Genomic DNA, 11,795 nt, shown 5'->3' with positions numbered 1-11,795 from the left:
TCCTCCAGGCATGAACAAAACAAAATACATTCTAAAGAGTTTATGGCATTTTAGAAAACAGCATTTGGCTGTATTATTGGGCACAATTGTAAGTACTGCGGTTTTAACCGGTGCTTTAATTGTTGGCGATTCGGTACGAAACAGCCTGCACGAATTGGTTGGTCTGCGCCTTGGGAAAATCGAATATGCAATGGATACAGGCGATCGGTTTGTACGATCGCAACTGGCCAGGGAAATAGGCAAGGATGCAAATGCCATTGCCGAACCCATTCTTCGAGTGGAAGGAATTGCAATAAGACCGGAAAGCAATACCCGTGTGAACCAAATTCAGGTGTATGGAGTAGATTCCACTTTTTGTGATATTGCCGATTCCGATATCTATAGGCTAAAACAAAATGAAGTATGCATTAGCGAGAATCTGGCCAATCGGATGGATTTATTGGAAGGGGATTCCTTTCTTTTGCGATTGCGAAAGGCCAGTATTATTCCTGCAAATGCACCTTTTGTTTCGGATGAGGATCAGAGCATAGCCCTGCGCTTGCAGGTAAAAAGCATTGCACAGGATAAGCAATTGGGACGATTCAGTTTGAAAAGCAACCAGGTTGCACCCTATAATCTTTTTGTATCGAGAGATTTCCTTTCAGAAGAGTTGGAGATCAAAGATGTAGCCAATTTAATTCTACTGGCAGCTGAGCATTCCCTATCCGGTGATCTGCTTAATAATCATTTGTCGAAGAACTGGAAATTGGAAGATGCCAGCCTTCAATTGAAAAAGGTAGATGGCAAATCGCAATATGAATTGACTTCGGATCGTGTCTTTATCGACTCACAGATTTCGAATGTGCTCAGCGCAGATTCAGGGAACAAAGAGCAAATTCTAAGCTATTTTGTGAATGGATTTGTATTAAATGACAAAGAAACTCCTTATTCATTTGTAACATCAACAAGCAAGCAGGAAGGGAATTCGCTTCAGGAGAATGAAATCATGATCAATTCCTGGCTGGCAGATGATCTTAATGCAAAAGCTGGAGATGAAATTGAGCTAAAATATTATAGAATTGGCGCCTTGCGACAGTTGGTAGAGGAGAGCAAAAGCTTTATCGTTAAGGAGGTGTTGCCAATGGATCATGAGTATTGGGATGCTTCCATGATGCCTTCCTTTCCTGGATTAACAGATGCTGGTTCCTGTAGCGAATGGGAAGCTGGTGTTCCAGTGGACTTCTCGAAAATCAGGCCTAAGGATGAAGAGTACTGGAAACAATATAAGGGTACGCCAAAAGCCTATATTGCACAAAATACAGCACTGCAATTGTGGAGCAATAAATATGGCGATTACACGGCATTACGATTTAATAATTTGAACGCCAATGAAACAGAATTGCGCGAAATAATTCAGAATAAGGTTCGACCGGAGCTTTTGGCTTTGCAATTTGAGTCGGTAAGAAGCGAAGGCGACAGGGCAGCAGGGAATATGGTGGATTTTGGTGGCTTGTTCCTCAGTTTGAGTTTCTTTATTATCGCGGCAGCAATAATTCTTACGGTTTTAATATATTCTCTAAATCTCGATAACAGAAGTAAGGAAACAGGCATACTACTTGGCCTGGGCTTTAGCCAAAAACAGATTTTAAGCATTCGATTCAGAGAATCGCTTGTTACCGTTTTGTTTGGCGGATTGTTGGGTGTGCTGGTAGGTGCGCTCTACAACGAAATTCTAATTGGCGCTTTAAATTCTGTTTGGCAGGATGTTGTCAGAACCAATATGTTGGGTGTACATGTAAAATTCAGTACTTTGTTAATTGGTTATTTTTCCGGATTGATTATTGCATTGCTCTGCATTTATTTTGTAAGCCGAAAGAAAGTAAAACAATCGGTGATTGGTTTGATAAAAGAGAGCCAGGAAGAGAAAATGATTAAGAAAGGGAAAAGCTATTCGCTGATTTTTGGAATAATAAGTCTTTTACTTTGTGGGTTCATTATTGTTTATGCATTTGTTTCATCCCTGGAACAGAATGCTGAAATGCTTTTATCGGCAGGAGGATTGTTATTACTTGCCCTTTCCTTTTTAGTGCATCATTACCTGAATAAAGTTGCAAACCAATTTCATAAAAGAACACCAGGCCTTGGCGAAATGGCCATTAAAAATGCTGCCAGAAATCGCAAGCGTAGTTTGGCCATTGTGGTTTTATTAGGGTTGGGAACCTTCTCGGTACTGATTACTGGCGCCAACCGTAAGACTTTCTACGATAGTGAAAATTCATATCAGTCGGGAACTGGAGGTTACGAGTATTGGATAGAGTCAACTCTGCCTATCCTAAACGATTTGAATAGTGTAGAAGGTCAGGAAAAGGCCGGATTCTGGGAAGGAGATCTCGATAAAGAGGTGAGCTTTGTGCAATTCAGAGCCCTGGAAGGCGACGACGCCAGCTGTTTGAATTTGAACCAGGTAAGTCAACCAAGAATACTCGGCTTTACGACTCAAAGCTTTGAAGAGAGGCATGCATTCAGTTTTGCGAAATTATTACCCGGGGTAGATCAGGATAACCCATGGAAGGCACTAAATCAGGATTTTGGAGAAGGTGTAATTCCGGCTATAGCCGATCAGACTGTAATTTTATGGGGCTTAAAAAAGGCGGTAGGAGATACTTTGATTTACCAGGACGAAAATGGACAGGATGTAAAGCTCCTGTTAGTTGGAGGATTGGCCAATTCGGTTTTTCAGGGCAATATTTTAATTGCTGATGATTTGTTCCAGAAACATTTTCCTTCGGTGAGTGGCTCTAAAATTGTATTGGCCGATTGTCTACCACAAGACTCTCTTTTCATTAGAAATTTTGAAGACAACCTACAGGATTTGGGAGTACAGGGAACAAAAACTTCTGATAAGATGGCTGCTTTTTATTCGGTAGAGAATACCTATTTAAGCATGTTTATGGTTTTGGGCGGACTGGGTGTAATTATTGGAACCATTGGATTGGGTATTGTTTTATTACGCAATGTATGGGAGCGCAGAAAAGAGTTGGCTGTACTACGAGCCATTGGATATACTCAAAAGAGCATTTTTAAACTTCTGTTTGTCGAAAACCTGTTTTTACTTGTACTAGGCCTATTAACAGGTATTTTATCGGCCTTTGTTGGTGTATTGCCTTCACTGTTTAGCAATGCTTTTCAGATGCCATATTTATATGTACTTGCATTGCTGTCACTAATCACTATAAGTGGATTGTTATGGATCTATTTCCCTTTGAGAATGCTTAAGAGGCAAAAGATCATAGATGATTTGAAGAATGAATAATTGAATTCTTATTTGCTTGACTATCATTATTTATCGATGATTTTGTAGTTTGGGTATTGATTCATTTTACATGATTTTTGTATGTTAATCATGCTTGAAATGAAGGCGGGGCTTTCGCATTATTGTATGTTTAAGGGCAATGTTTTAGAATAGCCTTTTAAATAAAGCGACCAATGCATTTTGTTTTATCTTTGTCTGTATACACTAAATAAGAAGTAATACACAAAATTTAAATTATCATATCATGTCCGATTTTAAATATCAGAAACCATTTCCGATCACAAAGGATACGACTGAATATCGTTTGTTGACTAAGGATTATGTATCAACAATTGATGTTGACGGTAGAAAAATTCTTAAGGTAGATCCTAAAGGATTAGAGCTTTTATCGAAAGCTGCATTCTCAGATGTTTCATTTTACCTTCGTCCTGCACACCTTGAAAAATTGCAGAATATTTTAAAAGATGGTGAAGCTTCTGATAATGATAAGTTTGTGGCTCACACCATGTTGATGAACCAGGTTGTTGCTGCAGATGGTCAGTTACCAACTTGCCAGGATACTGGTACTGCAATTGTTGTTGCCAAGAAAGGTGAAGATGTTTATACTGGAGCGAATGATGCTGAGCATTTATCAAGAGGAGTATACGATACTTACCAGGAAAGAAACCTAAGATATTCACAAGTTGTTCCTTTCTCGATGTTCGAAGAGAAAAATACCGGAAACAACTTGCCTGCACAGATTGATATTTATGCCAACCAGGGGAGCGAATACGAATTCTTGTTCCTAACCAAAGGTGGTGGATCAGGAAACAAGACTTTCTTGTATCAGCAAACAAAAGCTCTTTTGAACGAGGAAAACTTAACCAAATTCATCAAAGAGAAGATTAAAGATTTAGGTACTTCGGCTTGTCCTCCATATCACCTGGCTTTGGTAATTGGTGGTACTTCGGCAGAAGCCAACCTTGCAACCGTTAAGAAAGCATCAACTGGATATTTGGATCACTTGCCAACAGAAGGTAACGAAGGTGGCCAGGCTTTCCGCGATTTGGAATGGGAGAAAAAAGTAGAACAAATTTGTCGTGAGAGTGAAATTGGTGCTCAATTTGGTGGAAAATATTTCGTTCACGATGTTAAAGTAATTCGCTTGCCACGTCACGCAGCTTCTTGTCCGGTAGGATTAGGTGTTAGCTGTAGTGCCGATAGAAATATCAAAGCAAAAATTAACGAAGAAGGTATTTTCCTTGAGCAATTGGAAAAAGATCCTGTAAAATATATGCCAGAAGAAGCTCCTGCAATGAAGGAAGCTGTTGATATCGATTTGGATCAACCAATGGAAGACATTTTGAAAGAGTTGACAAAATATCCTATTAAGACTCGCTTGAATCTTTCAGGAACCATGATTGTTGCTCGTGATATTGCACATGCACAAATTAAGAAGATGTTGGATGATGGCAAAGAAATGCCTGAATACTTCAAGAATCACCCGGTTTACTATGCTGGTCCGGCTAAAACTCCAGAAGGAATGCCATCGGGTAGTTTCGGTCCTACAACTGCCGGACGTATGGATCCATATGTAGATGTATTCCAGAAAGTAGGTGGATCGATGGTGATGGTTGCCAAAGGAAATCGTTACAAATCGGTTACCGATGCTTGTAAAGCCAATGGTGGTTTCTATTTGGGATCGATTGGTGGACCTGCTGCAGTATTGGCGAAGAACAGCATTAAATCTATCGAGGTAATCGATTTCCCTGAATTGGGAATGGAAGCAGTTCGTAAGATTCGCGTAGAAAACTTCCCTGCATTTATTATTGTAGACGATAAAGGAAATGATTTCTTTGCAGATATGTAATCTGTAAATTCATCAAATCATATAAAGCTTGCATCAGTAATGGTGCAGGCTTTTTTTATGAAATGTAATTCTGGAGGTGAAGAGAAATGAAGTCTTAATAATCAGGTTTTCTCCTGTTCTCTTTTTTCTTGGATTGCTGTTGTTTATCGGTTTTTCTTTTTTCTACAGATGATCTTGTAGGCCGGGTCTTTTTTCTTGGTTTTACTGGTGTAAGCGCCAACTCAATCCATTGATAGAATTTCTGTATGGCAATTTCCTTATTCAAAATCTGAGAACGTTCTGTTTGCGCTGTTACCGATAATATGCCCTCTTTATTGATATTGTGATACAGTTTTCTAAAGATAATCTCCTTTTCGTCCTCGCTCAGAATTTTGGATTCGAATACAGAAAAGCGCAATTCTACCCTTGAATTCACCTTGTTTACATTCTGGCCACCCGGACCACTGCTCCTGGATGTAATGAATTCAAATTCGCTGCTCAGATCTTTTGTAAATTGATATGTGTCCTTCATCTTAAAATAAAGTTTGTCAATTGAAGTAAAAAGTGCTGCCCAATGAGCAGCACTCTTACCCTATGTATGATTTATTCAGGTAACCCGTATTTTTCAACCACAAAGTCAAGATCTTTATCGCCACGTCCACTTAGGTTTAAGAGGATAGACTGACGAGGATTGGCCTTTGCCAGTTTTAATGCATAAGCTACTGCATGAGAACTTTCCAAAGCAGGAATAATTCCTTCCGAACGACTTAATTCGTAGAAAGCATCAATACATTCCTTATCGGTAACCGAATGGTATTCTACCTTGTTCCAGTCTTTTAGCATGGAGTGTTCTGGTCCAACACCAGGATAATCCAAACCGCTGGCTACAGAGTATACCGGATCAGGCTGACCTTCTTCATCTTGTAAAAGGTAACATTTAAAACCATGAATAACACCTGGCTTACCAAAAGTTAAGGTTGCCGCATGCTCTCCTTTATCGAAGGATCTTCCAGCAGGTTCAACACCGTGCAAGGTACATTCTTCATCGTCTAAAAATGCCGAGAAAAGTCCCATGGCATTGCTGCCACCGCCAACACAGGCCACTATATTATCAGGCAGTTCCCCTGTCATTTCCTGGAATTGTTCCCTGGCTTCAATTCCAACCACTCTTTGGAATTCTCTCACCATCATTGGAAATGGATGAGGTCCAACTACCGAACCGATACAGTAAATGGTATTTATCGGGTCTTTTAAATAAGATTGGAAAGCCGAATCAACTGCTTCTTTCAGGGTTTTCAGGCCATGACTTACAGGAATTACAGTTGCCCCAAGTATCTTCATGCGCATTACATTCGGGTGCTCTTTGGCGATATCAACTTCGCCCATGTGAATTTCACACTCTAAGCCAAAATAGGCAGCTGCAGTAGCCAAAGCCACACCATGCTGACCTGCACCGGTTTCTGCAATTAATTTTTTCTTGCCCATGTATTTGGCAAGTAGAGCTTCACCCATACAGTGATTCAGTTTGTGCGCTCCCGAGTGGTTCAAATCTTCTCTCTTCAGGTAAATTCTACCACCATATTTATTCGATAATCGGTTGCAATAGTATACAGGGGTTGGTCGTCCCTGGAAATGCTTGCGAATGCTCCTCAATTCAGAAATAAATTCATGAGACTTGCTTATGGAAAAGTAAGCATCGTTGATTTTTTGCATTTCTTCTTGCAGCTCTTCAGGGATATAGCTTCCTCCATATTCCCCGAAATATCCTTTCTCGTTAGGATAATTCTTAAAATAGTTAGATGACATCTATTAAAATTTTGGTTATTATTTTCTGTGGTTATCAAAACTAAACCCAAATATAGCTATCGGATTTGGTTCTGCTTCTATAAATGTGGAAGGATGTATAAAAAAATGCAATGTCTCTTAAAAACTTCCAGCCCGGAATGCCATTGGAAAAGATTATAGACTACTCGCACCCGGATAAGAAATCGCCGAAACATTGCATTGTTTGCAAAGGTATAAAAATAACGATTGATCGCATTTATTCTTGTAATGTTGATATTTGTTGAATTTTTTAAATTGACTTTAAGTGCTTATTTACATTGCTATTGGGAATTGATATTTGTAATTTGTATAGATTCAATTTAAATAATATCGATGCGTATTTGAGAAACTTTTTATCTATTCAACTTCAAACCAATTTTTTGATATTAAGATTCGGATACTTATCGGCTTTATTCCTAATTGTTAGTTTTTAAATGGTATAAAACGGAGGTTGCAATGAATGAGTTAAAAGTATCCCCGAAAGGGAGAGTTGCTTTTGTTAGTGGGGCAAACAGAGGAATTGGAAGAGCAATAACCATTGAACTACTCGAGGCAGGAGCAAAAAAAGTGTATGCAGGTGTGAGAAATCTAACATCTTTGGATGATTTAAAACCGGAATATGGAGAACGACTGGTTCCCATCCTATTGGATTTAAGAAATGATAAATCGATCATCAGAGCTACAAGACAAGTAAAAGATGTTGAGATTTTAATTAACAATGCTGGTGTATACGAAGCCGGTGGATTTTTCTCAGATGAGACATTGGATACATTATCGGATAATTTTGAGGTAAATGTGTGGGGACTGGTGAAGTTGAGTATTTCGTTAATCGATCATTTACAGAATAAACCATTTGCAGCAATTGTAAATGTAGCATCGGTTCTGGGTTTGGCAAGTATGCCGGTGGCAGGTACCTATTCTGCTTCGAAAGCAGCGGTTCACAGTATTACCCAGGGAATGAGAGGAGAGCTGTTGAATTCAAACATCCTGGTAATGGGTGTATATCCCGGACCTATTGATACGGATATGACAAGAGATTTAGATATGGATAAAGATTCTCCTCAGAATGTTGCCAAAGACATTATTAAAGGATTAAAAACCGGTAGCGAATATGTATTCCCAGACATGATGTCGAAACAGGTTGGAGAACTGTATCTAACAGAACCTGTAACAGTAGAAAAACAGTTTGCTCACTTTATTTCGGAAGAACAAGAGGCTTGACAAATGTGAGACATAAAATAAATGAAGAGATCAGAAATGATCTCTTTTTTTTGTTTGAAAAATTTGCGAAATGAGAATATTCTCAATAAGTTTGTTTTAAAATTAAGGATATGCCAAGAAAAACCAGGTTAAGAAAAGTTGTGGAACCACCACGTTTTAAGGGATATAGGCCCTTTGGTGTAAATGCCAAAAACAAAGATGGCATTGATTTGCATTATGAAGAATATGAAGCCATTAAACTGGCTGATTACGATTTGATGAACCACAAAGAGGCAGCTGAAATTATGGGAGTTTCTCGTCCTACCTTTGCCAGGATATACGAATCGGCACGAAGAAAAATTGCCCAGGCTTTGGTCGAAACGAAAAACATCAATACGGTTTATGGCAATGCCATCATGGATAAAGATTGGTTTGTATGCAACAAATGTCATGCTCGCTTTAATATTCCAAAAGGCATGGACAGTGAGAAATGTCCGGCCTGTAATTCCATAAACATAGAATCTTTAAACAAATGATAAAATGAAAACAATCATCACATCAAGTGGAAAAGGAGAAGACCAATTGTTCGACTTGCGCTTTGGACGTGCAGCATGGTTTTGTCTATACGATGATACCACCGATTTAATGGATTTTTTCGAAAATAAGCACATTGATGCTCCTTCGGGTGCGGGCGCCAAAGTGGTTGAAGAACTCATCGAAATGGGAGTGAATAAAGTCATATCCGGTGATTTTGGTCCGAAAGCAAAGGATCTGCTCGAAAAATTCAATATCCAGATGGTCATTTTAAAGGATGATCATAAAAGCATTAAAGAAATAGTAGAGAATTTTAAATCCTAAATAAAACAGATTACTATGCCACGAATGGATCAAAGCGGACCAGAAGGGAAAGGCAAGGAAACAGGCCGCGGTTTAGGGAAGTGCAGGAATCAGGAGCAGGAAACACTTCTTAACAAACTTGGCAAAGGCCTTGGCTTAAAAAGAAAAAGTGGTGGAGGTATAGGAAAGAAAAAACGCTTAAAAAGCGGAGAATAGAATACATACAAAAGAAAAAAAATCAAAAAACAATGAAGAAAAAAATAGCCGTACCAGTTAAAGAGGGCGTTTTAGATGCACATTTTGGACACTGTAGTCATTTTGCTTTAATCGATGTTGATGGCAAAGAAATTGTAAAGGAAGAATTAATTGCAGCTCCACCACATCAACCTGGTTTGCTGCCTCCATTTTTGGCAAATTTAGGTGTTACCGATGTTCTTGCCGGAGGTATGGGCGGAAGAGCAGTTGATTTGTTTCACGCACAAAATGTAAATGTTTTTGTAGGAGCTCCTGCCTTGGAGGCCAAAGAACTGGTACTAGGCTTTTTGAATGAAAGCATCGAGTTTACTGCCAACTGTTGCGATCATTAAATATGGCTTTTAAACTAGCAATATGCAGTGGCAAGGGAGGCACAGGTAAAACAAGTGTGGCCGTGAATCTCTTTCAAACCATTCGAAGCAAATGGACCCCTAAGATTCAATTGATTGATTGCGATGTGGAAGAGCCCAATGACCTGCTCTTTTTTCGGGATGCCAAACAGCAGGACCGATCGGTGATACATCAAAGCGTTCCTGTAATTGAAGAGTCGAAATGCACTTTTTGCGGCAAATGCAGTGAGTATTGCGAATTCAATGCCATTTCAATTATGCCATCGGTTCAATATGCAGCTATCGATCCCAATATGTGCCATTCCTGCGGTGCCTGTTTGCATGCTTGCAAATACAACGCCATCAGCGAAATCAAACATCCAATTGGTGAACTTAGCAGCTATGCAACCAACACTAAGACTGATATTCTTGAAGGAAGTCTTAGGATTGGATCGCCCATGCAAACCCGGGTGATTAAAGAATTGAAACGCGCAGTTGCGAGCGATTCTGAGATTATGATTTCCGATGCACCTCCGGGCACCAGTTGTCCTGTGGTAGAAACTGTATCGGATGCCGATTATGTGATTCTGGTAACAGAACCCACACCTTTCGGATTGCACGACTTAAGCATAACGGTAGAGCTGATGAGAGAGATGAACAAGTCTTTTGGTGTAGTGGTGAATAAAGCAGGTCTGGGAGATAGAGAGGTATATAAGTATATCAAAGAAGAGAAAATAGACCTTTTGGCTGATATCCCTTTCGATCGCGAGTATGCCTGTCAATATGCACAAGGCAGACTTTTAACAGATACACCTCCATTGATAGAGCAGGCTTTTTTGAAATTGGCCATAGATTTGAAAAACAGGATCATTCATGATTGAAATAACAATTTTAAGCGGGAAGGGAGGAACTGGTAAAACCGGGGTTGCGGCTGCCTTTGCCAGTTTGGCAAAGAATGCTGTATTCACCGATATTGATGTAGATGCACCAGATTTGCATCTGATTTTACAGCCGACAATACTGGAAACCCAGCAGTTCGAAGGAAGTAGAATTGCAAGTATTGACAGAGAAGTGTGTACCAATTGTGGCATTTGTAAAAAGGAATGTAGATTTGATGCCATCCATTATCGAATGGGAGGCGGATTGGAGGTGAATGCCTTTACATGTGAAGGATGTAGGTTATGTGAAAGAATTTGTCCGGTACGGGCCATACATTCTGAGCCAAGCAAAAACAATTTTTGGTTCGTATCAGAAACAAGATTTGGAAGCATGTTGCATGCAAAAATGGGAGCAGGCGAAGAAAACTCTGGAAAATTAGTGACCCTTGTACGCAAAGAGGCAAAAGAGAGGGCCAAAAAGCAGAATGCCGCTTTTCTGCTGAACGATGGACCTCCTGGTGTTGGCTGTTCTGCAATTGCATCACTCACTGGAGTAGATCATGTTGTATTGGTTGCAGAAGCCAGTAAATCGGGCTTTCACGATGCAGTGCGATTGATTGAATTGGTACAGAAATTTAAAATTCCAATTTCTGCCATTATCAATAAATATGACTTGAATGTTGAGATTAGCAGGCAAATGGAAGGCTTTTTCGTGAGTCAGGGCATTCAAGTGGTGGGAAAAATCCCGTTTCATACCGATATGGTAAATGCTATTGTCAATCGTAAATCTATTGTTGAACACCTGCCCAAATCACCAATTGCTCAAACAATGGTAAAGATGTGGGATCAAATCAAAAAATCAGTAAAAGAAATATCATGATTAAAGGAGAAGTTGTAGTACGTCCAAGGTATGGAGAGGTAGATCAGATGGGCTATGTATACCATGGAAATTATGTGGATTATTGCCATTTTGCGAGGACTGAATTGTTAAGATCCCTGGGCATTTGTGATAAAGTGTTGGAAGATCATGGTATTATGATGCCGGTAATTGAAATGAATCTGAAATATAAAAAGCCGGTGGGTTATGACGAGGAAATTCGAGTGCTTACCTGCTTGAAAAAGTTTCCTGATACCCGAATGAACTTCGAGTTCAGTTTTGTCAATGAAAATGATGATTTGGTATGCAAGGCGCAAAGCACCGTGGTTTTTGTGGATCGCATCAGTAGGAAACCACAGCGTGTTCCTTCTATTATAAAGGAAGCCCTCGCAGATCAATTTAAAGAGATAAGTGTAGTAGCTTGATCATTGCCTTAGTATTTGGTTTAGGCATGATGATGAAAGCCGGATCCTTT

Annotated in this window: 12 protein-coding genes; 10 read left to right on the top strand and 2 right to left on the bottom strand. The window is 39.6% G+C overall.

The features are described 5' to 3' along the window. Positions 1 to 10: 10 nt before the first annotated feature. Positions 11 to 3,292, top strand: a complete 3,282-nt coding sequence (locus ELS83_RS01885) for an ABC transporter permease (protein WP_171593818.1) — start codon at positions 11 to 13, stop codon at positions 3,290 to 3,292. Positions 3,293 to 3,536: 244 nt separating this feature from the next. Beyond that, complete coding sequence (locus ELS83_RS01880) at positions 3,537 to 5,141, top strand: fumarate hydratase (protein WP_171593817.1); 1,605 nt, start codon at positions 3,537 to 3,539, stop codon at positions 5,139 to 5,141. A gap of 94 nt (positions 5,142 to 5,235) precedes the next feature. On the opposite strand, the gene arfB is transcribed toward ELS83_RS01880, so the two are convergent. Further along, positions 5,236 to 5,652, bottom strand: coding sequence for an alternative ribosome rescue aminoacyl-tRNA hydrolase ArfB (arfB, locus tag ELS83_RS01875; RefSeq protein WP_171593816.1), 417 nt, complete (start codon positions 5,650 to 5,652; stop codon positions 5,236 to 5,238). Between the two features lie 71 nt (positions 5,653 to 5,723). Beyond that, entirely contained in the window at positions 5,724 to 6,926 is a 1,203-nt protein-coding gene (gene trpB / locus ELS83_RS01870) for a tryptophan synthase subunit beta (protein ID WP_171593815.1), read from the bottom strand. Between the two features lie 474 nt (positions 6,927 to 7,400). Between trpB and ELS83_RS01865 the strand changes: the two genes are divergently transcribed. The 8 genes from ELS83_RS01865 (at position 7,401) to ELS83_RS01830 (ending at position 11,745) form a co-directional block, all read left to right on the top strand. Next, the gene (locus tag ELS83_RS01865; protein ID WP_171593814.1) at positions 7,401 to 8,165 is read left to right on the top strand and encodes an SDR family oxidoreductase; all 765 of its coding nucleotides are present in this window, start codon (positions 7,401 to 7,403) and stop codon (positions 8,163 to 8,165) included. A 110-nt stretch (positions 8,166 to 8,275) separates the two neighbouring features. Then, the gene (locus ELS83_RS01860) at positions 8,276 to 8,680 is read left to right on the top strand and encodes a DUF134 domain-containing protein (protein ID WP_171593813.1); all 405 of its coding nucleotides are present in this window, start codon (positions 8,276 to 8,278) and stop codon (positions 8,678 to 8,680) included. Positions 8,681 to 8,684: 4 nt separating this feature from the next. Then, the gene (locus tag ELS83_RS01855; RefSeq protein ID WP_171593812.1) at positions 8,685 to 9,002 is read left to right on the top strand and encodes a NifB/NifX family molybdenum-iron cluster-binding protein; all 318 of its coding nucleotides are present in this window, start codon (positions 8,685 to 8,687) and stop codon (positions 9,000 to 9,002) included. Positions 9,003 to 9,017: 15 nt separating this feature from the next. Further along, positions 9,018 to 9,197 (top strand): DUF5320 family protein, encoded by a 180-nt coding sequence (locus ELS83_RS01850; RefSeq protein ID WP_171593811.1) that lies wholly within the window; start codon positions 9,018 to 9,020, stop codon positions 9,195 to 9,197. Between the two features lie 32 nt (positions 9,198 to 9,229). Beyond that, positions 9,230 to 9,568 (top strand): NifB/NifX family molybdenum-iron cluster-binding protein, encoded by a 339-nt coding sequence (locus tag ELS83_RS01845; protein WP_171593810.1) that lies wholly within the window; start codon positions 9,230 to 9,232, stop codon positions 9,566 to 9,568. 2 nt (positions 9,569 to 9,570) lie between these two features. Further along, positions 9,571 to 10,446, top strand: a complete 876-nt coding sequence (locus ELS83_RS01840; protein ID WP_171593809.1) for a 4Fe-4S binding protein — start codon at positions 9,571 to 9,573, stop codon at positions 10,444 to 10,446. Next, the gene (locus ELS83_RS01835; protein ID WP_171593808.1) at positions 10,439 to 11,323 is read left to right on the top strand and encodes an ATP-binding protein; all 885 of its coding nucleotides are present in this window, start codon (positions 10,439 to 10,441) and stop codon (positions 11,321 to 11,323) included. The genes ELS83_RS01840 and ELS83_RS01835 overlap by 8 nt, the downstream gene beginning before the upstream one ends. Beyond that, on the top strand, positions 11,320 to 11,745 hold the full coding sequence (locus ELS83_RS01830; protein ID WP_171593807.1) for an acyl-CoA thioesterase: 426 nt from the start codon (positions 11,320 to 11,322) through the stop codon (positions 11,743 to 11,745). The genes ELS83_RS01835 and ELS83_RS01830 overlap by 4 nt, the downstream gene beginning before the upstream one ends. Positions 11,746 to 11,795 lie beyond the last annotated feature (50 nt).

Source organism: Marinifilum caeruleilacunae (assembly GCF_013141825.1).
Taxonomy (GTDB): domain Bacteria; phylum Bacteroidota; class Bacteroidia; order Bacteroidales; family Marinifilaceae; genus Marinifilum; species Marinifilum caeruleilacunae.
This window is presented reverse-complemented; position numbering and strand designations above follow the sequence as displayed.

Coding starts and splice junctions, on each gene's coding strand:
- ELS83_RS01830 (WP_171593807.1), top strand. CDS start 11,320: ATGATTAAAGGAGAAGTTGTAGTACGTCCAAGGTATGGAGAGGTAGAT.
- ELS83_RS01835 (WP_171593808.1), top strand. CDS start 10,439: ATGATTGAAATAACAATTTTAAGCGGGAAGGGAGGAACTGGTAAAACC.
- ELS83_RS01880 (WP_171593817.1), top strand. CDS start 3,537: ATGTCCGATTTTAAATATCAGAAACCATTTCCGATCACAAAGGATACG.
- ELS83_RS01845 (WP_171593810.1), top strand. CDS start 9,230: ATGAAGAAAAAAATAGCCGTACCAGTTAAAGAGGGCGTTTTAGATGCA.
- ELS83_RS01885 (WP_171593818.1), top strand. CDS start 11: ATGAACAAAACAAAATACATTCTAAAGAGTTTATGGCATTTTAGAAAA.
- ELS83_RS01860 (WP_171593813.1), top strand. CDS start 8,276: ATGCCAAGAAAAACCAGGTTAAGAAAAGTTGTGGAACCACCACGTTTT.
- ELS83_RS01840 (WP_171593809.1), top strand. CDS start 9,571: ATGGCTTTTAAACTAGCAATATGCAGTGGCAAGGGAGGCACAGGTAAA.
- ELS83_RS01850 (WP_171593811.1), top strand. CDS start 9,018: ATGCCACGAATGGATCAAAGCGGACCAGAAGGGAAAGGCAAGGAAACA.
- trpB (WP_171593815.1), bottom strand. CDS start 6,926: ATGTCATCTAACTATTTTAAGAATTATCCTAACGAGAAAGGATATTTC.
- ELS83_RS01855 (WP_171593812.1), top strand. CDS start 8,685: ATGAAAACAATCATCACATCAAGTGGAAAAGGAGAAGACCAATTGTTC.
- arfB (WP_171593816.1), bottom strand. CDS start 5,652: ATGAAGGACACATATCAATTTACAAAAGATCTGAGCAGCGAATTTGAA.
- ELS83_RS01865 (WP_171593814.1), top strand. CDS start 7,401: ATGAATGAGTTAAAAGTATCCCCGAAAGGGAGAGTTGCTTTTGTTAGT.